General features: G+C 62.5%; 21 protein-coding genes. 14 read left to right on the forward strand and 7 right to left on the reverse strand.

Going from position 1 to position 22568, the window contains the following annotated elements:
* The coding region (locus tag EN943_RS19620) for an HAD hydrolase-like protein (protein ID WP_127414243.1) at positions 1 to 445 on the reverse strand (445 nt) is incomplete at its 3' end.
* Between the two features lie 319 nt (positions 446 to 764).
* Here EN943_RS19620 and rpiA point away from each other — a divergent pair.
* The 3 genes from rpiA to gor all read left to right on the forward strand — a co-directional run bounded on the left by rpiA (position 765) and on the right by gor (position 3608).
* The gene (gene rpiA, locus EN943_RS19625; RefSeq protein ID WP_127414244.1) at positions 765 to 1496 is read left to right on the forward strand and encodes a ribose-5-phosphate isomerase RpiA; all 732 of its coding nucleotides are present in this window, start codon (positions 765 to 767) and stop codon (positions 1494 to 1496) included.
* The gene (locus tag EN943_RS19630; RefSeq protein ID WP_127414245.1) at positions 1483 to 2076 is read left to right on the forward strand and encodes a DUF2059 domain-containing protein; all 594 of its coding nucleotides are present in this window, start codon (positions 1483 to 1485) and stop codon (positions 2074 to 2076) included. The genes rpiA and EN943_RS19630 overlap by 14 nt, the downstream gene beginning before the upstream one ends.
* A 140-nt stretch (positions 2077 to 2216) precedes the next feature.
* The gene (gene gor, locus EN943_RS19635) at positions 2217 to 3608 is read left to right on the forward strand and encodes a glutathione-disulfide reductase (RefSeq protein ID WP_127414246.1); all 1392 of its coding nucleotides are present in this window, start codon (positions 2217 to 2219) and stop codon (positions 3606 to 3608) included.
* Positions 3609 to 3668: 60 nt separating this feature from the next.
* Here gor and mgtE read toward each other — a convergent pair whose 3' ends face one another.
* Positions 3669 to 5033 (reverse strand): magnesium transporter, encoded by a 1365-nt coding sequence (gene mgtE / locus EN943_RS19640; RefSeq protein ID WP_127414247.1) that lies wholly within the window; start codon positions 5031 to 5033, stop codon positions 3669 to 3671.
* A 273-nt stretch (positions 5034 to 5306) separates the two neighbouring features.
* Positions 5307 to 7211 carry an ABC transporter ATP-binding protein/permease gene (locus tag EN943_RS19645; protein WP_164778266.1) on the reverse strand — a complete coding sequence of 635 codons (1905 nt, stop codon included), beginning with the start codon at positions 7209 to 7211 and terminating at the stop codon, positions 5307 to 5309.
* Positions 7212 to 7813: 602 nt separating this feature from the next.
* Between EN943_RS19645 and EN943_RS19650 the strand changes: the two genes are divergently transcribed.
* Positions 7814 to 8251, forward strand: a complete 438-nt coding sequence (locus EN943_RS19650; protein ID WP_127414249.1) for a hypothetical protein — start codon at positions 7814 to 7816, stop codon at positions 8249 to 8251.
* A gap of 35 nt (positions 8252 to 8286) precedes the next feature.
* On the opposite strand, the gene EN943_RS19655 is transcribed toward EN943_RS19650, so the two are convergent.
* Both EN943_RS19655 and EN943_RS19660 read right to left on the reverse strand, forming a co-directional pair.
* A complete protein-coding gene (locus EN943_RS19655; protein WP_127414250.1) occupies positions 8287 to 8967 on the reverse strand; it encodes a DsbA family protein in 681 nt (226 codons plus the stop codon).
* A 17-nt stretch (positions 8968 to 8984) separates the two neighbouring features.
* Positions 8985 to 10805, reverse strand: a complete 1821-nt coding sequence (locus tag EN943_RS19660) for an extracellular solute-binding protein (RefSeq protein ID WP_127414251.1) — start codon at positions 10803 to 10805, stop codon at positions 8985 to 8987.
* Between the two features lie 232 nt (positions 10806 to 11037).
* On the opposite strand from EN943_RS19660, the gene EN943_RS19665 reads away from it, so the two are divergent.
* Complete coding sequence (locus EN943_RS19665; RefSeq protein ID WP_027036590.1) at positions 11038 to 11667, forward strand: invasion associated locus B family protein; 630 nt, start codon at positions 11038 to 11040, stop codon at positions 11665 to 11667.
* A 72-nt stretch (positions 11668 to 11739) separates the two neighbouring features.
* Here the strand turns inward: EN943_RS19665 and hspQ are convergent, their stop codons facing one another.
* On the reverse strand, positions 11740 to 12063 hold the full coding sequence (gene hspQ / locus EN943_RS19670) for a heat shock protein HspQ (protein WP_164778267.1): 324 nt from the start codon (positions 12061 to 12063) through the stop codon (positions 11740 to 11742).
* A gap of 125 nt (positions 12064 to 12188) precedes the next feature.
* Between hspQ and EN943_RS19675 the strand changes: the two genes are divergently transcribed.
* Positions 12189 to 13151, forward strand: a complete 963-nt coding sequence (locus EN943_RS19675; protein ID WP_127414253.1) for an AEC family transporter — start codon at positions 12189 to 12191, stop codon at positions 13149 to 13151.
* Here the strand turns inward: EN943_RS19675 and EN943_RS19680 are convergent.
* The gene (locus EN943_RS19680; RefSeq protein ID WP_127414254.1) at positions 13128 to 14339 is read right to left on the reverse strand and encodes a UbiH/UbiF family hydroxylase; all 1212 of its coding nucleotides are present in this window, start codon (positions 14337 to 14339) and stop codon (positions 13128 to 13130) included. The two genes, EN943_RS19675 and EN943_RS19680, sit on opposite strands and share 24 nt — an antisense overlap.
* 70 nt (positions 14340 to 14409) lie before the next feature.
* Here EN943_RS19680 and EN943_RS19685 point away from each other — a divergent pair, with 70 nt between their 5' ends.
* The 8 genes from EN943_RS19685 to EN943_RS19720 form a co-directional block, all read left to right on the forward strand.
* Positions 14410 to 15348 carry a DUF2182 domain-containing protein gene (locus EN943_RS19685; protein WP_127414255.1) on the forward strand — a complete coding sequence of 313 codons (939 nt, stop codon included), beginning with the start codon at positions 14410 to 14412 and terminating at the stop codon, positions 15346 to 15348.
* Positions 15349 to 15362: 14 nt separating this feature from the next.
* Positions 15363 to 15977, forward strand: a complete 615-nt coding sequence (locus tag EN943_RS19690; RefSeq protein ID WP_127414256.1) for a DUF1326 domain-containing protein — start codon at positions 15363 to 15365, stop codon at positions 15975 to 15977.
* Complete coding sequence (pcsA, locus tag EN943_RS19695; RefSeq protein ID WP_127414257.1) at positions 15974 to 16807, forward strand: phosphatidylcholine synthase; 834 nt, start codon at positions 15974 to 15976, stop codon at positions 16805 to 16807. The genes EN943_RS19690 and pcsA overlap by 4 nt, the downstream gene beginning before the upstream one ends.
* A 25-nt stretch (positions 16808 to 16832) precedes the next feature.
* Positions 16833 to 17810: a quinone oxidoreductase gene (locus EN943_RS19700; protein ID WP_127414258.1), complete on the forward strand. Its 978-nt coding sequence runs from the start codon at positions 16833 to 16835 to the stop codon at positions 17808 to 17810.
* 266 nt (positions 17811 to 18076) lie between these two features.
* Positions 18077 to 19654, forward strand: a complete 1578-nt coding sequence (locus tag EN943_RS19705; protein WP_164778268.1) for an ABC transporter ATP-binding protein — start codon at positions 18077 to 18079, stop codon at positions 19652 to 19654.
* Complete coding sequence (locus EN943_RS19710; protein ID WP_127414260.1) at positions 19651 to 20781, forward strand: ABC transporter permease; 1131 nt, start codon at positions 19651 to 19653, stop codon at positions 20779 to 20781. The genes EN943_RS19705 and EN943_RS19710 overlap by 4 nt, the downstream gene beginning before the upstream one ends.
* Positions 20781 to 21701: an ABC transporter permease gene (locus EN943_RS19715; protein ID WP_031213469.1), complete on the forward strand. Its 921-nt coding sequence runs from the start codon at positions 20781 to 20783 to the stop codon at positions 21699 to 21701. The genes EN943_RS19710 and EN943_RS19715 overlap by 1 nt, the downstream gene beginning before the upstream one ends.
* Positions 21702 to 21751: 50 nt before the next feature.
* On the forward strand, positions 21752 to 22568 hold an 817-nt coding region (locus EN943_RS19720; protein ID WP_164778269.1), incomplete at its 3' end, for a BMP family ABC transporter substrate-binding protein.

Genomic DNA, 22568 nt, shown 5'->3' on the forward strand with positions numbered 1-22568 from the left:
GGTCGGGCTTGCGGAAGGCGAACGTGTCCTGGCCGGCGATGGCCGCGAAATGTTTGGTCAGGCCGAGCGCCTCGATCAACGCCAGCGAGTTGGCTTCGTATTTGTTGGTGCAGATGGCGAGGATATAGCCGGCCTCCTCGAAGCGCGCGATCGCCTCGACGACACCGGGGTAGGGGCGCGACTTGCCGGGGATGTTGAGCGTGTAATGGTCGAGGAAAAGTTTCAGCAGCCGGTCGTGCTCCTCGACGGCAAGCGATCGCTGATGGGCGGCGTGCGCCCGCTCGATCATCACCCGGCCACCGTGACCGACAAAACGCCTGAAGCCGGCTTCGTCGACCGCCGCGATCTCGCTGGCGGCCAGGCTGTGGTTGAGGCTGTCGAGCAGGTCCGGCGCTGTGTCGATGAGCGTACCGTCGAGGTCGAACACGATGATCGGTTGGGTCATGGTCTGTCCTGGGCAGGTGTGCAATGGGCAGGCGATAGCGGCTGCGGCGCGTCGAGGCAAGCGCTGGGCCGGCTCGTTCAGGCGGGGCCTGCTTATCAGGCCGGGCATTCGCGGCTGGACGCCGCTATTAAAAAACCCGCCTCGACGGCGGGCTGTTGGCGCAAATCAGCACCATGGGCAAAAATGTAGCATAGCTGCACTCACCGGTCAAGGAAATAATTCCTACGCCGGATCACCTGGGGACCCGCCGCCTGGGGCTTTGACCGGACCGGCAAAAATGCTACGAGCCCGACAGCGAATTTCCGGGGCAATAACCGACATGGATGCAAGGCAGTTGAAGGTCGAAGCCGCGCGGGCAGCACTTGCCCATGTGAATGACGGCATGCGGCTCGGCATCGGCACCGGTACCACGGCCGAGGAGTTCGTGCGGCTGCTCGCCGAAAAGGTCGCCAACGGCATGACCGTCATCGGCGTGCCGACTTCGGAGCGCACCGCGTTGCTGTGCCGCGAGCTTGGCGTGCCGCTGTCGACGCTGGAGGAAACGCCAGAGCTCGACCTCACCGTCGACGGCGCCGACGAAGTCGACCCGGAACTGACCCTGGTCAAGGGCGGCGGCGGCGCGCTGCTGCGTGAGAAGATCGTTGCCGCGGCGTCCCAGCGCATGATCGTCATCGCCGACCGCTCCAAGATGGTCGAGACGCTCGGCCGTTTTCCCCTGCCGATCGAAATCAATCCGTTCGGCCTGCGCGCCACTGAAATCGCGGTTGCGGCAGCGGCTGAAAAGCTCGGTCTTTCCGGACCGGTCACATTGAGGATGACGGGCGGGCAGGCTTTTGTTACAGACGGCGGCCATTTTATCCTCGATGCATCTTTTGGCCGCATTCCGGATACAAGAGCGCTTTCGAATGCTCTCCACGCCATTCCGGGCGTGGTCGAGCATGGTCTTTTCATCGGGCTGGCTTCAGCGGCCATCATCGCCGGCGGCGACGGTATCCAAACCGTCCATGCCGCCCGAAAACCAGGGAGTTCTACCGATCATGATGTTGCATAACCGGGTTCGCAGCCTTTCCGTCCTTCTGGCGGCGTCGGCCGTTTTCGCCTTCTCTTCGCCGGCGTTCTCGCAGGATGTCACGGATTCGCACCTGAAGGCCGCCCGCGCGGCGGTCGCTGCGATCCACGCGACCGACCCGTTCGACAACATCCTGCCGCAGGCAGCCGCGGCGCTCGAATCGCAGCTGATCCAGAAGAACCCGGACATGCAGGAACTGATCGGCAAGACCATCGCCGAGAAGGCGTTGGCGCTGGCTTCGCGCCGCGCCGACCTCGAGAAGGAAGCAGCACTCGCCTACGCAAAAGTGTTCTCCGAAAAGGACCTGACCGATATCGCCGCCTTCTACAATTCCGATGCGGGCAAGAAGCTGCTCGACAGCGGCCCGACGGTGACCCGCGACCTGGTCAAGGCAGCCGACATCTGGCAGAACGGCGTCGGCCGCGATCTCGCCCAGCAGGTCGGCGAAACGCTGGCCGCAGCCGCCAAGGCAAAGGCCCCGGCAGCACCCGCCGACGGAGCCGCCGCTCCGGCCGATGGCGCAGCGCCCGCCGACGGCGCCGCCCCCGCGGACAACAACTGACCCGCATTTTCAATGGCCTTGCGGCCCACTGCTTCAAATGGCCTTGCGGCCTACTGCGAAAGCCCGGCCTGTCCGGGCTTTTCTTTTGCCCTTTTGCGGCCTACCTGTCTGACACATTTCTGAAGCCTGGGAGCCGCGTCATGGCTGGTTACGACTACGATTTTTTCGTCATCGGCGGCGGTTCGGGCGGGGTGAGGGCGGCGCGCGTGGCGGCCGCACTCGGCAAGCGTGTCGGCATCGCCGAGGAATACCGTTATGGCGGCACCTGCGTCATCCGCGGCTGCGTGCCGAAAAAGCTCTATGTCTATGCCTCGCAATTTCCCGAGCACTTCGCCGACGCCGCCGGCTATGGCTGGACGGTGCCGGAAGCCAGTTTCGACTGGCAGACGCTGGTCGCCAACAAGGATCGCGAGATCAGCCGGCTGGAGGCGATCTACGTCAGGAACGTCGAGGGCGCCGGCGGCGAGACCTTCCACTCGCGCGCCATGATCGTCGATCCGCATGTCGTGCATCTCCTGGGTGAGGATCGCACCGTCACGGCAGACCAGATCCTGATTGCCACCGGCGGCCGCCCGGCGGCGCATCCGGCGCTGCCTGGCCATGAACATTGCATCTTTTCCAACGAGGCTTTCGACCTCAAGGAATTGCCCAAGGCGATCATGATCGAGGGCGGCGGCTACATCGCCGTCGAGTTCGCCAACATTTTCCACGGTCTCGGCGTCGACACCACGCTGGTCTATCGCGGCAAGGAGATCCTCAGCCGGTTCGACATGGACCTGCGGCGCATGCTGCACGAGACAATGGAAAAGAAGGGGATAAGGATCCTCTGCCATTCCGTGTCCGAATGGATCCGCAAGCGGCCGGACGGCCGGCTCGACGCGCTCGTCAGCGGCGGCGAGGTGCTGACCGTCGACCAGGTGATGCTGGCCATCGGCCGCATTCCCAACACCGAGAATATGGGCCTGGAAGGCATCGGACTGGAGATGACCAAGACCGGCGCCATCGCCGTCGACCAATACTCCCGCACCAACATCGACGGCATCTGGGCGATCGGCGACGTCACCAACCGCGTGCAGCTGACGCCGGTGGCGATCCATGAGGCGATGTGTTTCATCGAAACCGCCTTCAAGGGAAATCCGACCGCGCCCGATCACGAGACGATCGCGACCGCCGTGTTTTCACAGCCGGAGATCGGCACCGTCGGCCTGTCCGAGGACGATGCCGTCAAGCGCTTCCCCGACATCGAGATCTACCGCGCCACATTCCGGCCGATGCGGCACACGCTGTCCGGGCGCGACGAGAAGATGCTGATGAAGCTGGTGGTCAATGGCGCGTCGAAGAAAGTGCTTGGCGCCCACATATTGGGGCCGGACGCCGGCGAGATGGCGCAGCTTCTCGGCATCCCGCTGAAGGCCGGCCTGACCAAGGACGATTTCGACCGTACGATGGCCGTGCATCCGACAGCGGCGGAAGAACTGGTCACCATGTACAAGCCGACCTATCGCGTGAAGGACGGCGAGCGGGTCGATTGACGGCAAATCCGGGTTGAGGATCTCCGCCGCGGCAAGGTCATGCCACGGCGGAGATAGTAGCTACAGCAGCGTGCCGCGCAGGATCACCAGCGCCACCGAGAAATAGATCACCAGCCCGGTGACATCGACCAGCGTGGCAACGAACGGCGCCGATGCGCTTGCAGGATCGAAGCCGATACGTTTCAAGGCGAACGGCAGCATCGATCCCGACAGCGAACCGAAGGTGACGATGCCGACCAGTGCAGCACCCACCGTCGTGGCGATCAGCGGCCAGTGTGGGCCATAATCGTAGAAGCCCATATATTGCCACAGCGCGATGCGGCAGACGCCGACCACGCCGAGCATGGCGCCGAGCACGAGGCCGGTGGGCAGCTCGCGCAGCGCCACCCGCCACCAGTCGCCAAGGCCGATCTCGCGCAGCGCCAGCGCGCGGATGACCAGCGAGGTCGCCTGCGAGCCGGAATTGCCGCCGGAGCTCATGATCAGCGGGATGAACAGCGTCAGCACGATCGCCTTCTCCAGCTCGCCCTCATAGCTCTGCATGGCGTTGGCCGTCAGCATCTCCGAGATGAACAACGCACACAGCCAGCCGCCGCGTTTCTTGATCATGGCGAGGAAGCTCATCTTCATGTACGGCTCGTCCAGCGCCTCCATGCCGCCGAAACGGTGCGCGTCCTCGGTCGTCTCCGCGATCATCGTGTCGATGATGTCGTCGATGGTGACGATGCCGAGGATCTTGCCATGGTCGACGACCGGAACGGCGAGCAGATCGTATTTGGAGATCGTCTGCGCCAGGGTTTCGCGATCGGTCAGCGGGCCGACCGTCACCGGAAGATGATCCGGCGCCACCGTCATGATCGGATCGTCAGGCTCACCGGTGATCAGCCGGCGCAGGCCCGTCGAGCGCACAAGCAGGTGCGTCTGCGGATCGACGATATAGATCGCGTACACGGTCTCGCGCGTCCGCTCCACCTTGCGGATGTAGTCAAGCGTTTGCCCGACGGTCCAGTCCGAGGGCACGCTGACGAACTCCGTCGTCATGATCGATGCGGCGCTGCCTTCGGGATAGCCGAGGATGGACAGCAGCGTTGCGCGCAGCGGCGGCGCAAGCCCGCCAAGCAGCTCGGAACGGGCCGGCTCTTCCAACTCGCGCAGGATGTCGGCGGCACGGTCGACCGACATGGCGGTGAGCAGCTTGCCCGCCTTGGCGCGCGGCAGCGCCTCCATGAGTTCGGACGCGCCGTCGAGTTCCGGCTGGTCGAAGATCTCGACCAGACGTTCGAACGTCACTTCACAGAGCAGTTCCGTCGCGGTCTCTCGAGGCTCCCTGTTCAGGGCCTCGACAATGTCGGCGACGTGATCGTTGGCTAGGATACGGGCAATCGCGACGGCCTCGTCGCTTGCCACTGTGGCAAATTCGTTCATGGCTCACTCCTTGCCGTCCGGCAGGACATGAACCATGCGAGGTCACGTCAGGGCGGACGGCTGTTGCGTTCGACTGTGACTGTCGCCAGGCATGGCGCGGTGACCTTTCCGCTTGCGGGTTCGCGTTTTTACTATCTACAAGCGGGCGCAACATAGGAGCGCGCCTTGCCGAGTCAATCGCGGTGAGGAGGGAAAATGTCGACGAGCGGCCAAGATCGCGAGACTGTGATCGCCGGCCGCCGTTCGACTAGGCAGACCGGGGTGGAATAACCGCTATTTCTGCTTCAGCCGGCGCGAGAAGCGCAGCCACTTGTCTTCGACCGGCCTTGGGACAGGCCTTGGCTGCACCAGAATGGTGGTGAGTTCGGCGGGCAGGGTCGGAACCAGCGGCTTCTTGGTGGCGACGCCGTCGGCGATCGCGACGATGCTGTGATAGAATTCGCTGCCGGTCATCGATCTCGGCGCAACCGCCTCGTGCATGACGCTGATCACCGTGACATCGGGGCAGTTGTCCTTGATGGCCTGGTGGAAGGCGACCTTGCCGTCGGGGTCGAGCGCGCCGGTCGCCTCGTCGAGGAACAGCAGCCCCGGCTGCTGCAGCACGATGCGAGCCACCACCAGCTTCTGCTTCTGGCCGCCCGACAGCACCTGGTCCCAGCTTTTGCCTTCGCGGCTTTCGTCGGCCATGTGCTCGATGAAGTCGCCAAGCCCGGCCTTGTGCAGCGCCGACGCCACCTGCGCGTCGCCATGTTCGTGCTCCGAGCCGGGCAGGCAGACCAGTTGCTTCAGCGACACAGGCTGCAGCTTGACCTCCTGGGCGGCATAGAAACTCTTCACGCCTTCGGGAAAGACGATGGTGCCGCGGCCATAGGGCCACAGGCCGTTGATCGCCTTGATCAGCGAGGTCTTGCCGCAGCCGGACTCGCCCTTCAGGAAAGTCCATTCGCCGCGCCGGAAGCGCAGATTGGCGGCGCTGAGGAAGGGCGTCGCATCCTCGCCCTGATGCGCCAGTTCGAGCTTCTGGATGGTCAGGCCGAAAACCGGGTTCTGGCTGGTGTAGTGGAAGTCGGAGCGGCCGGTCTGGCTGTAGAATTCCTGCGGATGCTGGACATTCTCGATCGCGTTGGCCAGCTCGGTGACACGCTGGCTGTTGGCGCGCAGCGTGGCGATGGCGGGCATGACGTGGATGAACCACGAACACTGGCCGATCAGCGAATTGACCAGCTCGGAGCCGGTTATGTAGCCCTTGAGGTCGAGGCCGTTGTGAATGAACGGCACCAGGCCCGGTCCGTAGGCGACAATGCGGGCGCCAATGAAATTGTAGATCAGCTCGAACGACATGTAGACGGTGTTGACGATGTTCAGCCGCGTCCAGGTGCCGTCGATATCGACATAAAGCCGGCCATGCATGGTCCTTTGCACGCCTTCGCCCTGAGACGCCGCGACGTGGAAGGAGCGGCGCAGGAATGTCGTCAGTTCGCCGCGATAGCTGCCCTCGGCCTGCTGCATCCTGACGTTGAGGCGTTCGAGCAGGCCGCCGAGCTTGACCGCGATCCAAGTGTTCAGCGGCACGTAGATGGCGACGGCCAGGAAGGCGAGGATGGCGCTGCCATAGCTGCCGAGGAATTCCAGCCCCTTCACCTCAACGGAGTTTTCGAGCAGCTTCTGGCCGACGAAATAGAGCGATGTGGCGACCCCCAGCACGCCCATGGCGAGCCCGATGGCGCCGCCGGTCATGTCCTTGATGGATTCCTGGACACGCTGGTCGATGTTGTCGGGGGCGGGTGCGCCGCTGCCGGTCGATGCATGCTGGGCATGGAAATGCGTATGGTTGCCGTCCAGCAGCGCTTCATTGAAGCGGCTGTCCAGCCAGCCGCGCCATTTGCGGTGCAACGTCGCCGAGACAAGGTTGCGGATACCGGTGAAGCCAGCGTCCTTGAGCACGACCAGCAGCACGAGGACGCCGGCATTGACCAGCAGCGAGCGAAGCGGCGTAGTGTTGGCGGCGTCATGGAAGAAGGCGATCGAATTGACCAGTTCGCCGGAGGCTTCGGCAAACCAGACACCGGCCTTGCTGGACAGCGCCGTAAGCAGCGCGATCACCAGCGTCAGCGTCCAGGCTTCCTTCCAGCGGTCGGAAACCCAGTAGGCCCGCATCAGGCCCCAGAAGCTGCGCATCGACGACACCGGCGTCAGAAGCGATCGCCCTGCGGCATCGCGAGGTGTTTTTTCCGGTACTGACTCTTGCGATGGTCTACCGACCCGAATCACGATCCCGCCCAAACCTTTTTTCTTTTGTTACGGATGGTAACACCAATTGATCATTTTCCATTAATTTAAAACCGGACCGACCGGATTGCCCCGGCAGCCGTTGCCGTGAGGCAACAGATTACATGCTGAAATATAGCGAAAACGATCGGCAAAAATCCAGATATTGCTTTTGATTTCAAGTGCTTGAAATATAAGGGCGTGACATTCGCGCGGCTTCCCCTGGGGAAGGTTTTCACACGGTTTCGTGAACTCGAAATCGTATCGAGCGATCGGTTTTTCTTACTTCGGACGGCCCAGAGAGCTCGAAAATCTGCCGTTCGCGACTCGCCAGGATTGCCGTGATCGTCCTTGCGGGGGCAGGAAGTGACGAGAGAATCGATCGAGCGGCGCGTTCCGTCTTGTCCGGTCAGCTGATGGACTGCGTTTGACAATTCATCGGCTTGGGATTGAACCTTGCCTGGCATCGTCGACACTCATGCATATCCGGTTCTCCAACAAGGAAGCTCCCAATGCTTGCACGCGCGGCCGTAATCCTGTCCCTCTTCGCCTGGCTGCCCCTCGTGCCTTTGGCGCATGCCGGCGGGCAGAGCATCCCGGCCAGCGCCGAAGGCCAGATCGAGTTCAACACGCCGTCGGGGAACATCGGCTGCATCTACACGGCCAAAGGCGGCACCGGCACCTATGAGCCAAAGGATGGTGGCCCGGAGCTGAGCTGTTCGCGCGTCGAGCCAAGCTATGTCACGATCATCCTGGGTCCGAAGGGGCCAGCCACTCTGATCAAGAACCCAGGCGAGCAGGGCTGCTGCGGCGATGTCGACAAGCTTGGCTATGGCAAGAGCTGGAGCGCCGGGCCGTTCGCGTGCCAGTCGTCAACCAAGGGACTGACCTGCACGGCGAAGAACGGCCATGGATTTTTCATCAGCAAGGCCAAGGTGACAGTGAAGTAACGCTTGCTGCTGCGGAGAGGAGAGGGCGGTCGGCCTCAGCCGGCCTTGTCCAGTTCGCCGCGCGCCTTGGCAGCCGCCACCTGGCGAATGGCATCGGCCAGCGTATCGGCATCCTGCGCGCCCATGACCGCGTATTTGTCCTCGAGCAGGAAGCACGGTACGCCAGAAATGCCCATGCGCGACGCGGTGGCGATCTCGGTGCGCACCGCCTCGACATCGGCCTCGGTCGGCAAAAGCGTGGCGGCTACGGACGCATCCATGCCGGCCTCGCGCGCGGCCTCGACCAGCACGGCATGGTCGCCAATGTCAGCGCCTTCCTCGAAATTCAGCTGGAACAGCCGGCGCACCAGCCTGTTCTGCACGGCTTCGCCGGCGGCACCCGCCCAGCGGATCAGGCGGTGCGCATCCAGCGTGTTCGGCGCCACCTTGATCGCGTCGAAGGCGAACGAGATGCCTTCGACTTCGCCCAGTGGCTCAATGCGGGCGTGAATCTCGCGGATGCGCTCATCGCTGCCGAACTTGGCCAGCATGTATTCGCGGCGGTCCTTGCCCTCGGGCGGAATGGTCGGATCGAGCTGGAACGGCCGCCAGCGGACATGCACGTCGACATCGCCGACGGCAGCGATTGCCCTGTCGAGCCGCTTCTGGCCGATGAAGCACCAGGGGCAGACGACATCGGACACCACATCGATGGTGATGGCGTTCAATTCGCTCATCTCGATCTCCTGATCCCTCAGTTGGGTTTGCGCCACCATGTTGGCAGTTGATACCCGAATATGGGCGTCTTTTGCGGATGTTCCAGGTAGCTCCAGTAGGCGATCCATTGCTGCGTGTTGTACTGCATCGGCACCATGTAGTTGCCGGAGATCAGTAGCCGGTCGAGAACGCGAACGGCGGCAACATAATCCTCCTTGGAACGGGCGCGCAGCATCGCCTCGATTGCCGCGTCCACAGCCGGATCGGCAACGCCGGCGAGATTGAACGAGCCTTCCGTCCTGGCCGCGGCCGAACTCCAGCGTCCGCTCTGCTCGATGCCGGGTGACAACGAATTGTTAAAGCCGCTCGATCCGACCAGGACCTCGAAATCGAAGCGCTGCTTGCGTGACTGGATCTGATCGCCGTCGAGGCTGCGAATGGTGATGTCGATGCCGATCTTCTCCAGCGTGCGCTGGTAGATGCCGGCAAGGCGCTCCTCGTCCTGCGACGCGGTTAGTATCTCGAAGCCGAAAGGTTTGCCTTCGGGATCGAGCATCGTTCCATTCTGCACGTGGTAACCAACACTTTTCAGCAGATCGAAGGCTGCCTTCAAGACGCGGCGGTCTTGGCCCGATCCGTCGGTCACCGGCGGCCGCCATGTGCCGTCCATGACATCGGCCGGGACGCGGCCGGGGTAGGGCGCCAGAAGCGCCTTCTCCCTGTCGTCGGCCGGATGGCCGAGCGCGGAAAGCTCGGAATTCTGCCAGTAACTCATCGTGCGCGTGTATTTGCCCCCGAACAGGTTCTTGTTGGCCCATTCGAAGTCGTAGAGCATGCCGAGCGCGCGCCGCACGACCGGGTTGGCGAATTTCGGCAACCGCGTGTTAAACAGGAAACCGGTCACCACGGGCGGAATGCCGGTGTCGAAGGTTTCGGCGATCACATCGCCCTTGTGGAAAGCCGGAAAATCGAGATCGCGCTCGCGCTTCACCGGATCGCTGTCGTCGTCGATGGCGCAAAGGCCTTTCTTGAACGCTTCGAGCTTGGCGTTGGCGTTGAGGAAATACTCGATGGTGATCTGGTCGTAATTGTCGAAACCGCGCTTGGCGGGGACATCCTTGCCCCAGTAATCCGGGTTGCGCTTGAAGACGATGCGCTGGCCGGGCTGCACCTGCGCGATCGTATAAGGGCCACTGCCGATCACCGGCTTGAGCGTCGTCCTGTCGAAAGTCTCCTTGTCGAAGGCGTGCTTCGGGATGATCGGGGTCAGCGCGATGATCAGCGGGAATTCGCGATCGGCCTTGTCGTTGAAGGTGAAGCGCACGCTGTGATCGCCGGTCTTTTCGAGCTTGGCGACCCTGGCCATGCGGTCGCTGTAGGGCGGTCGCCCTTTCTCGGTGTAGACGTCGTAACTGAACAGCACGTCCTCCGGCGTCACCGGCTGGCCGTCCGACCATCTGGCCTTCGGGTTGAGATGGAATTCGATGCTCTTGCGCTCCGGGTCCATGTCGGCGCTGTCGGCCAACAAACCGTAGAGCGTGAAAGCCTCGTCGGCATTGCGCTGCATCAACGGCTCGAAGACCAGATTGCCGAAGATCGTATCCATCATGCCGCGCGCCGTCGTGCGCAGGCTCTTGAGGATGAAAGGATTGAGATTGTCGAAGCTGCCGACGACGCAATAAGTGATCGAGCCGCCCTTCGGCGCATCGGGATTGACGTAGTCGAAATGCGTAGAGCCGGGCGGCAGCGCCGGTTCGCCCTGCATGGCGATAGCGTGCTTCGGCTCCGATGCGGCCGGCTGATGCGAAAGGGCGAGAAACGATATCCCGGTGATCAGCCAAACAACAACGCGGCCCATGACCGTCTCCTTACTGGGTCGGCTTGATGATTCGGTGTGCACCCTAGCATGAGGCGGCGGCGCGCCGGCCAACCGCGCGTTCAACAATTGCTGACGCCGGGCTGGATTCGGCCTCGCTTGCAGTGTAACACGCCCTCCGAAGTCATTCTGTTGCCTCATTTCGGCAACAGGTAGCTGGACCACACGGCACGAAGAAGCCGGTCCCGGGATCATTTGAGAGGAAGTGCACGACATGACGAGCCTGAACAGCAACGCGTACCGCCTGTCGGTCATGGCCGCTGGCGTGATCGGCTTTCTGGGTGCAGGACTCCCCGCCGCTTCCGCACAGCAGCAACAGCAGATTCCGCAAGGCTGGTTCAAGGCCTGCACCAAGCAGGAAGATGTCGACATCTGCAACGTCCAGAACATCACCACCGCCGGCAACGGCCAGCTGGTCACCGGCGTCAGCCTGATCGAGCTCAAGGGCAAGGTGAACCGCAAGGTGTTCCAGGTGACGGTTCCGACCGGCCGTCTGGTGCCTCCCGGCATCGGCCTGCAGATCGACACCGGCAAGGCGCAGAAGCTCGACTATGTGATCTGCTTCCCGGATCGTTGCGTGGCCGAAGTGCCGCTGACCGATCAGCTCGTCGCGGCATTCAAGAAAGGCCAGGCGATCACGCTGACTTCCGTCAATTTCCAGAACCAGCCCAATCCGATCAAGATCGCCCTGCAGGGCTTCAGCGGCGCCTATGACGGCCCGGCGCTGCAGCAGTCGGACATCGAGGACAGGCAGAAGAAGCTTCAGGACTTCGTCGCCAAGAACAACCAGGATTTCGCCAAGAAGCTCAAGGAAGAGCAGGACAAGGCGAAGACCGCCAACTGATCGGCCGATATCGCCGAGCCAACAAAAAAGCGGGGTCATGCCCCGCTTTTTTTGTGCCCGTCTCTCCGCGGGTCAGTGCCTTGACTGCCGTTTCGGCTGGTAGCCGCCGTCCGGCCTCTTGTCGAACATCTCGTTGATCTGCGGATGCCGGACCGGCTCACCCGACTGATCCTCGAGCAGATTCTGCTCGGAGACGTAGGCGATGTATTCGGTCTCCGAATTCTCGGCGAGCAGGTGATAGAAGGGCTGATCCTTGCGGGGCCGAACGTCGGCGGGGATGGCTTCGTACCACTCGTCGGTGTTGGCGAATTGCGGGTCGACGTCGAAAATGATGCCCCTGAATGGAAACAGCCGGTGGCGAACCACCTGTCCGATTGCGAATTTGGCTGTTTTCATCGTACTCACCACTGAATTCCTTGGGCTTATTTGGCGCAGACCGCGCATCAATTCAATCCCGAGGCGCTTGACGCCCTATTAAGCAACGGGCTAGCCCGGCGCCAGGGTTTCGGACCAGCATAAAAATGTCTGACGTCATCGGTCTTGTTCTTCCGTTCTTCGGCTTGATTTTTGTCGGGTTTCTGGTGGCGCGCATCACCAGGCAGCCGCTGGAGGCGCTCGGCTGGATGAACACGTTCATCGTCTATGTCGCGCTGCCGGCACTTTTCTTCCAACTGCTCGCCAAGACGCCGTTCGAAGACCTGACGGAATGGCGCTTCATCTTCGGTTCGGTCGTCTCGACCTTCATTATATTTTCCTTGATGTTCATGGGGTCGGTGCTGACCTCGCGCGGCGAGATAGCGCAATCGACCATCAAGGCGCTCGCGGCCGCCTATGGCAATATCGGCTATATGGGGCCGGGCCTGGCATTGCTGGCCTTCGGCGAGGAGGCGGCAGTGCCGGTCGCCTTGATCTTCTGTTTCGAGAACATCATGCATTTCGCCATCGCGCCCATGATGATGGCGCTGTCGGGCGACGAGAAGACAACTCCTCTCCGGCTTGCGCTGGGTGTCGTGCGCAAGATCGTGCTGCACCCGTTCATCATCGCAACCGCCTTGGGTGTCGGCGCCGCCTATATCGGCTTTCGACCGCCCGTGCCGGTGGAGCGATTTCTGGAATATCTTTCCCGGGCGGCCGCACCCTGCGCGCTGTTTGCCATGGGCGTCACGCTGGCGCTCAGGCCGCTCAATCGCGTCCCGCATGAGATGGTTCCGATTGCGGCGCTGAAACTGATCCTGCACCCGTTGCTCTGCTATGTCGTGCTGAGCTGGATCGGCAATTTTTCTGAGACATGGGTCTTCTCGGCGGTGCTTCTGGCGGCGTTGCCGACCGCCACCAACGTCTTCGTCATCGCCCAGCAGTATGGCGTCTGGGTACAGCGCGCATCGGCCAGTGTGTTGATCACAACCTGCCTGTCGGTGGTGACCGTCACCGGGCTGCTCTACCTGATCCGGCACAATATCCTAGCGCCGGACCTGTTTCCCTAACCCGCCGGCAAGCGCGGCAAAACCGCTGCCGGGACGAAGCCCCTCGCGCATGAAAAAAGCCCGAAGCGGCGCGAAGCCTCCGAGCACGCCGAGCCCGGCAACGCGGGCCATCTGCGCCGGCAGCATGTCGGAAAGCAGCGACATGTTGAGCAGGTTGACCGCGCTGCTGCGCGCCAGAATGTCGGGGCGGCGCTTGAAATCGTAGGCCGCAAGCGCCTTGGCTGCACCTGGGTCGGTTCGATTTTCACAAGCGATTCCAATCAGATCGTCGACATCCCTGATGCCGAGATTGAGGCCTTGCGCACCGATCGGCGGAAACACATGGGCGGCTTCGCCGACCAGCGCCACCCGATCCCTCGCGAAACGCAGCGGTGTCACCGCCGATAGAGGGTAGATCTGCCGGCCCGGCTCGACCGTCACCCGGCCCAGCATCGACTGCATCTGCTGTTCGATCCGCTGAGAAAGCGTCGCATCGTCCAGTGCGGCGAGGTCTGTCGCGGTCTCGGGCTTGACCACCCAGACCAGGCTGGAGCGATTGCCGGACAGGGGAACCTGCGTGAACGGACCGGTCTCGGTGTGGAATTCGGTCGAGGTGAAGGTGTGGTCGCCGCTATGGCCGAAATTGAGGACGAGAGCTGCCTGCGGGTAGGAGCGGGCCGAGGTCGAGATGCCGGCCGCCTGGCGCGCCGGTGACAACCGCCCATCGGCCGCGACTGCAAGTGATGCGTCGACCGTGCTGCCGTCGGCCAGGACGGCACGGGCGTGCTCGACATCGAGACGCCAGTTCGCCACCATCGACCGCTGCCATTCGACGCCGGCATGCGCGGCAACGGCGCTGGCGAGTGCCGGGTTGAGGACGCTGTTGGGAAGGTTCAACCCAAATTGGTCCTCGTCGATTTCGCTGGCGCGGAAGGTGACGACCGGGCTGCGGATCAGCCGGCTGGTGGCGTCGACGATGCGCATCACTTTCAGGGGCGCCGCCTTGGATTTGACGACTTCGAGCACGCCAAGCCGGTCGAGCACTTTCAAGGCAGGGTTCATCAGGGCCGTCGTACGGCCGTCGGGGGCGGTGGCCTCCGGCCCGACCAGTGTCACCGGGAAACCTTCGGCGGCAAAACCGAGCGCCGCGATCAGTCCTGCCGGCCCCGTGCCGGCAACCAGTATCCGCGCAGTTTGCTGATGCTCCAAGATAGGCTTCCGGCTTGCAATGCGAGGCGGTCCACCCGACCTGCCGTTCGATGAGCATATAGGTCAGATCATGCCGCTTGATCAACGCGGCGATTCGGCCCATTCGGATGTCATGACCGGCCAGCAGGACGACTTCAGCCATCTCGACCGCGCCGGCCGCGCCATGGCCGGCATCGCGCGCAATCCTCGCGTCACGGTAAACGTCGTTGTCGTCGCTTGCATCCTGCTTGCCTGGTTGTCTCTTGCGGCGATGGCGATCCGCGGGGCTGAAACAGGGATTGCGGGCATCAACGCCCCCGGCGACACGATCCTGCGCAGCCTGCCGCAACTGCCGCTGCCCGATTTCCTGGAACGGTTCTTTGTGCTGTGCCTCTCACCGGTGCCGCTGGACGCGAGCCTCGGCTTGCAGGCCGGCGCGCTCGTTTCGATGTGGTTCCTGATGGCGGTCGCGACGATGCTGCCTTCGGCCGCGCCGATGATCCGCACCTATTGCGAGATCGCCGATACAGCTCGCATCAAGGGCGAACCGGTCGTTCACCCGCTGGTGCTGGTCGCCGGTTACCTCAGCGTCTGGCTCGCCGCTTCAATTATGTTCGCGGCACTGACCTTGGCCGCCCATGCATTCGCCTCGTCAGCCGGGATGCTCGATCCGGTCGTCGGCATTGCCGGTGCGCTCGCTCTGCTGATCGCCGGCCTCTACCAGTTCAGCGGCCTGAAGGAAGCTTGCCTGAAGAAATGCAAGAACCCGTTCTCGATCCTTTTCGCGAACTGGAGCGCCAGGCCGGCCAGCGTCTTTCGGCTTGGGATCGCGCAAGGTCTGTGGTGTCTCGGCTGCTGCTGGGCCTTGATGCTGGTGATGTTCGCCGTTGGCGTCATGAATATTTTCTGGATGGCGTTGATCGGGCTGTTCACCCTGATCGAAAAACAAACAACCAGCAGGGTTCCAACCCGGCTGGCCGGTGCGATACTGCTTGTCTGGGCAGCCGCGCTGCTAGTAGTCTCGCTGTGAGTGGGGAAAAATCGATGGCAGACCAGAGCTGGGCGATGAAGGGAGAGCTCGTACTCTCCTGCAATTGCACGGTTTTTTGCCCTTGCGTGCTGTCGCTCGGCAATCATCCGCCGACCGAAGGCTATTGCCAGACCTGGGCGGGGTTTCGCATCGATGCCGGCCATTTCGGTGAGATCGATCTGTCCGGCCTCAATCTTGGGCTGGTCATGGAAATCCCCGGCTACATGAGCCGCGGCAACTGGACCGCCGGCTTGTTCATCGACAGCCGAGCCTCGGTCTACGCAGTCAAGGCGCTGACCAAGATCTTCACGGGCAAGGCAGGCGGAACCACATCGCTGCTCTCCATCCTCGTCGGCAAGTTCCTCGGCGTCGAGCAGGTGCCGATCACCTATGAGACGCGTGACAAGACGCGTATCTTCCAGATACCCAGGATTATCGACGGAGCGGTGACACCCATCCAAGGCAAGGACCGCGACAAGGACACGGTGATCAGCAATTCGGAGTACTGGATCGCGCCTGAGATCATCGTGGCCAGGTCCGACAAGAGCAAGATGCGGGCTTTCGGCCGCAACTGGAATTTTGCCGGCCGTTCGGCCGAGATCTGCAAGCTGGATTGGCGGGGCCCGTGAGCAAGAACACAACGGCCAGGAATACAGCGGCCCGAAAAGCCGCCAAAAAGATCACGGACCGGATTCCCAGGCCGAAGAAGAAGGTCACCTGGCCACAGGCCCGGGCGTTCTCCGTCCACCTCTTGACCGCCTCGGGGTCGTTCCTGGCCTTCCTGTCGCTGGTAGCGGCAAGCGAAGAGCGCTGGACGGCGATGTTCTGGTGGCTCGGGCTGGCATTGTTCGTCGACGGCATCGATGGACCGATCGCGCGCAAGCTCGAGGTCAAGGAAATCCTGCCGACTTGGTCGGGCGAACTGCTCGACAACATCATCGACTACGTGACCTACGTGCTGATCCCGGCCTTCGCCCTCTATCAGCGCGGCTTCATGGGCGAGGGCCTGTCATTCCTGTCGGCGGCGATCATCGTCGTTTCCAGCGCCATCTACTATGCCGACACCGGCATGAAGACGAAGGAGAATTTCTTCAAGGGTTTCCCCGTGGTCTGGAACATGGTGGTGTTCACCCTGTTCGTCATCGAGCCCGGACAATGGGTTTCGTTCGCGGTTGTGGTGGTGGCCGGCGTCCTGACTTTCGTGCCGATCAACTTCATCCACCCGGTGCGGGTGGTGCGGCTGCGGCGTATCAACCTTGGGATGACCCTCTTGTGGTGCGCTTTCGGCGCGCTTGCCCTGGCCCAGGCGGCACTCGCTGCCTTCTACGATCAGATCGGCGTGCTGGGCGAGCAGGTCAGCACCTTCACCAAGATCGGCATCACCATCACCGGGCTTTACCTTGCCTGCATCGGTGGCATCATGCAGTTCTTTCCCAATCTCGGTGCCAAAAAGGCCTGATCAGCCATCTCAAGGAAGCCTGACCATGTCCAAAGCGATCCGCATTCACGCCAATGGCGGCCCGGAAGTTCTGACCTATGAGGACGCCGACCCCGGCCAGCCGGGAGCCGGGCAGATCCTGGTCCGACACACCGCGATCGGCCTCAATTTCATCGATGTCTATCATCGCTCCGGCCTCTATCCGCCGCCCGGCGGCTTCCCGCTCGTGCCAGGCAGCGAAGCCGCCGGCGTGGTGCTGGAGGTCGGCCAGAGCGTCGACTGGCTGAAGCCTGGCGATCGCATCGCCTATGCGGTGACGACGGGGGCTTACGCACAACAGCGCGTCATCGATGCTAGCCGCGTCGTCAAGGTTCCGGATGGCATCAGCGACGAACAGGCCGCGGCGATGATGCTGAAGGGCATGACCGCGGAATATCTGCTGCGCCGGACGTTCAAGGTGAAGGCCGGCGACACGATCCTGTTCCATGCCGCGGCAGGCGGCGTCGGGCTGATCCTCGGCCAATGGGCAAAACATCTCGGCGCCACCGTCATCGGCACCGCCAGCTCGTCCGACAAGATCGAGCTCGCCAGGGCGCATGGTTTCGATCATGTCATCAACTACAAGGAGGAGGATTTCGTCGCCGGCGTCGCCGCCATCACGGGCGGCAAAAAATGCGATGTCGTCTATGATTCGGTCGGCAACGACACATTTCCGGCTTCGCTCGACTGCCTGCGGCCGCTTGGCATGTTCGTCAGTTTTGGCCAGTCCTCGGGACCCATACCGCCGTTCAGCATGTCATTGCTGGCCCAGAAGGGCTCGCTGTTCGCAACAAGGCCGACACTGTTCGTCTACAACGCAAAACGCGAGGACCTCGACGCTTCTGCTGCCGCCCTGTTCGAGGTCGTGCTCAGCGGCGCGGTCGAGGTCAAGATCAACCAGCGCTACGCACTCAAGGACGCCGGCAAGGCGCATTCCGACCTTGAGGGCCGCAGGACGACAGGGACGACCATTCTCATCCCTTAGGTGCGTTGACATTCAGGTGATGCCGGCCTGCAAACGGCGGCTTCCGGTGCTCACGTACTTCAGTACGCTCCGCTCCGGTTCTCGGAAACCACCATTTTCGGCTCGGCCTGACCTGAATCTCAACACACCTTAGTTCGTTCTGCCTTGCTATCCCTTGAATTTCCGCTGAAATTCTTGAAGCTCTTTCAAGACGCGTGCCGCTTTCCGATGAGAGCCGGCCGCGCCTACCATGCCTGCGGGAACACAGAACATGTCTGGCTAACCAGATGGGAGGCACTGTGAGTGCAAATCAGGACGGCACGAACCTGCTTGAGGTGCGTGGCCTCACCAAGATATTCGGCACGCTGACGGCGTGCGATCACATCGATCTCGACATCGCCAGGGGTGAAATCCACGCTTTGCTCGGCGAAAACGGCGCCGGCAAGTCGACGCTGGTCAAGATGCTGTTCGGTTCGCTGGAGCCCAATGCCGGCGAGATCTTCTGGAACGGACAGGCCGTCAGGATTTCCAGCCCCGGCGTCGCGAAAAAACTCGGCATCGGCATGGTGTTCCAGCATTTTTCGCTGTTCGAGGCGCTGACCGCGGCCGAAAACATTGCCCTGTCGCTGGACGACGGTTCGCCGATCAGTAGCATCGCGGCGAAGGCGAGGGCGCTTTCATTCAGCTATGGCCTGCCGCTCGATCCTGAATCGCTGGTCGGCGACCTGTCGGTGGGCGAACGCCAGCGCATCGAAATCATCCGCTGCCTATTGCAAACGCCGCAGCTCATCATCCTGGACGAACCGACCTCGGTGCTGACGCCGCAGGAAGCCGACAAGCTGTTCGAGACGCTGGAGCGCCTGCGCTCGGAAGGCAAATCCATCCTCTACATCTCGCACCGGCTCGAAGAGGTCAAACGCATCTGCGATCGCGCCACCGTGCTGCGCCACGGCAAGGTCGTCGGCCACTGCAATCCGCGTGAGGAAACAGCCTCTTCGCTGGCCCGCATGATGGTCGGCAACGAGGTGCAGGCCGTGGTGCGCGCGCCGGTCGAGGGCATCGACAAGGCGCAGCCGATGCTCGAAATCCGCAATCTCAGCCGCAAACCGGCAACACCGTTCTCGATACCGCTCAAGGGCATCAGCCTGAACGTCCGCGCCGGTGAGGTGATCGGCATCGCCGGGGTCGCCGGCAACGGCCAGGGAGAGTTCTTCGAATCCGTTTCAGGCGAAGTGCTGCAGCAGGATGCCGCCTCGGTGCGCATTCGTGGCAAGGACGCCGGAGGCCTCACCATTACCGGACGCCGCCTGCTGGGCGCTGCCTTCGTGCCAGAAGAGCGCCTCGGCCACGGTGCCGCACCGCGCATGAAGCTTTCCGAAAACCTGCTGCTGTCGCGCCATGCCACCGACGGCAAGGCGTTCGTCGGTTCCGGCGGAATGGTCAAGAGCGCCGCCATCCAGGCCGCGTCCCAACGCATCATCCAGGCGATGGATGTGCGCAAGAGTGCGCCGGATCCGGAGGCCGCGGCGCTTTCGGGTGGCAATCTGCAGAAATTCATCGTCGGCCGCGAACTCGACCGACGGCCAAGCGTCATGGTGGTCAACCAGCCGACCTGGGGCGTGGACGCGGGCGCCGCCGCTCACATCCGCCAGGCCTTGATCGAGTTGTCGCGCAGCGGATCGGCGGTGCTGGTGATCAGCCAGGATCTCGACGAGCTGTTCGAGATATCGGATGCGATCGCGGTCATGCACAATGGCGAGCTGTCGAGACCGATGCCGATCGCTGAAGCCACCTTCGAGAAGGTCGGCTTGCTGATGGGCGGCGCCGAACCAGGCCACGCCGAACACACGCTGGAGACGGCATGATGCGCCTCGAACTCGTCAAACGCCCGCAGCGTTCCATGCTGTTTTCGGCCCTGTCGCCGTTCATTGCCTTTGCGCTGACCATCATTGCCGGCGCCGTCATGTTCGCGCTGCTCGGCGTCAATCCGCTGACCGCGTTCAATATCTATTTCATCGAGCCGATCAGCCAGGTCTGGCAGTTGCATGAGCTGGCGATCAAGGCCGCGCCGCTCATCCTGATCGCTGTCGGCCTCTCTGTTTGCTACAAGGCCAACATCTGGAACATCGGCGCCGAAGGCCAGTTCATCCTCGGCGGCATCGTTGGCTCGATGGTTCCGGTGCTGTTTCCGCAGTTCGAAGGCCCGCTGGTGCTGCCGCTGATGCTGTTGCTGGGCATGGTCGGAGGTGCGGCCTATGCCGCGATCCCGGCTCTGCTCAAGACGCGCTTCGGCACCAACGAGATCCTGACCAGCCTGATGCTGGTCTATGTCGCGCAGCTTTTCCTTGATTGGTTGGTGCGCGGCCCTTGGCGCGATCCGCAGGGCCATGGCTTCCCGCAAACCATCCAGTTCAACGATTCGGCCGTATTGCCGGAACTGATGCCGGATGCCGGACGGGCGAATTGGGGTTTTGTCTTCGCGCTGGTCGCCGCGGTGCTGGTCTGGATCCTGATGAGCCGCATGCTGAAAGGTTTTGAGGTGCGCGTTCTGGGCTCAAGTCCGCGGGCAGGGCGTTTCGCCGGCTTTGGCCTCAACCGCATGGTCTTTTTTGCTTTCCTGCTGTCGGGTGCGCTGGCGGGTCTTGCCGGCATCTCGGAGGTCTCCGGCGCCATCGGCCAGCTGCAGCCCGTCATCTCGCCCGGCTACGGCTTCACCGCCATCATCGTGGCCTTCCTTGGCCGCCTCAATCCGCTTGGCATCGTTGCCGCCGGTCTGGTGCTGGCGCTGACCTATCTCGGCGGCGAAGCGGTGCAGAGCGCGCTCGGCATCTCCGACAAGGTGGCGCGGGTGTTCCAGGGCATGCTTTTGTTCTTCGTGCTCGGCTGCGACACGCTCATCCACTACCGCATCCGCGTGATCGGCCTGGCGCTGACCAAACCGGAAGGCGTGGCTAAACTCGAAACCGCGCCGAAGCTGAAGGAAGCCCGCTGATGGACATCACCGTAAACATCCTTCTGACCATCGCCACCGCGGCAACGCCGCTGCTGATCGCGGCAATCGGCGAGCTGGTGGTCGAGCGCTCCGGCGTGCTCAATCTCGGCGTCGAAGGCATGATGATCATGGGCGCCGTCGGCGGCTTCGGCGCGACCTATCTCACCGGTTCGCCTTGGATCGGCCTCTTGGCGGCCATCGCCATGGGCGCGGTGTTCTCGCTGCTGTTTGCCGTCATGACGCTGTCGCTGGCCACCAATCAGGTGGCGACCGGCCTGTCGCTGACGCTGCTCGGCCTCGGCCTGTCCGGCATGATGGGCACCAGCTTTGTCGGCCAACCCGGCGAAAGGCTGCCCAACCTCTACATTCCCGGCCTGACGGAAATCCCTGTGGTCGGCAGGCTGCTGTTCGGGCAGGATCCGATCTTCTACATCTCGATCGCGCTCACCGCTGCCGTCATGTGGTTCCTGTTCAAGACCCGGACCGGATTGACGCTGCGTTCGATCGGCGACAGCCACACCTCGGCGCATGCGCTTGGCATCAAGGTGATCCGCTATCGCTACCTCGCGGTCATCTTCGGCGGCGCCTGTGCCGGTCTCGCCGGCGGCCATCTCTCGCTGGTCTACACGCCGCAATGGGTGGAGAACATGAGCGCCGGCCGCGGCTGGATCGCGCTGGCGCTGGTGGTGTTCGCCTCCTGGCGGCCATGGCGGGTGCTGGCCGGCGCCTACATCTTCGGCGCGGTGTGGATCGGCCAGCTTCATGCACAGGCTTTTGGCATTCCAGTGCCTTCACAGTTCCTTTCTTCGCTGCCCTATCTGGCAACCGTCGTGGTTCTCGTTCTAATCTCGCGCAACAAGCGTCTGACGATGATGAACACGCCGGCTTCCTTGGGGCAGCCATTCGTTCCGGATCGTTGATAACAAAAAAACAAACGGGAAGCTCAAGGCTAACTCAGAGAGGTAACACAATGAAAAAACTGCTTATTGCCCTGATGACCACGACCGCCGCCATGTCGCTGGCAGCGACGGCGCAGGCCGCGGACAAGCTGAAGGCATGCTGGGTCTACACCGGCCCGATTGGCGACTTCGGCTATTCCTACCAGCACGACCAGGGCCGTCTCGAAGTGGAGAAAGCGCTCGGTGACAAGGTCGAGACCGCCTATCTCGAAAACGTCTCGGAAGGCCCCGATGCCGACCGTGCTTTCGAGCGCCTGGCACGCGAAGGCTGCAAGATCATCTTCGGCACCTCCTTCGGCTTCATGGACCCGGAAGTGAAGGTCGCCAAGAAATTCCCGAAGGTGATGTTCGAGCACGCCACCGGTTATAAGACCGCTGACAATCTCGGCATCTACAATGCGCGTTTCTATGAAGGCCGCTATGTGCTCGGCCAGATCGCCGCCAAGGAATCGAAGGCAGGCGTTGCCGGCTACATCGTCTCCTTCCCGATCCCCGAAGTGGTGATGGGCATCAACTCCTTCATGCTCGGCGCACAGTCGATCAACCCGAACTTCAAGGCCAAGATCGTCTGGGTGAACTCCTGGTTCGATCCGGGCAAGGAAGCCGACGCCGCCAAGGCGCTGTTCGACCAGGGTGCCGACATTATCGTCCAGCACACCGATTCGACCGCTGCCCTGCAGGTGGCTGAGGAGCGCAAGCTGAAAGGCTTCGGCCAGTCCTCCGACATGATCAAGTTCGCGCCGAACGCGCAGCTGACCTCACTTACCGACGAATGGGGTCCCTACTACATCAGCCGGGTCCAGGCAGCCCTCGACGGCACCTGGAAGC

This window comes from Mesorhizobium sp. M7A.F.Ca.US.006.01.1.1 (assembly GCF_003997935.1).
Taxonomy (GTDB): domain Bacteria; phylum Pseudomonadota; class Alphaproteobacteria; order Rhizobiales; family Rhizobiaceae; genus Mesorhizobium.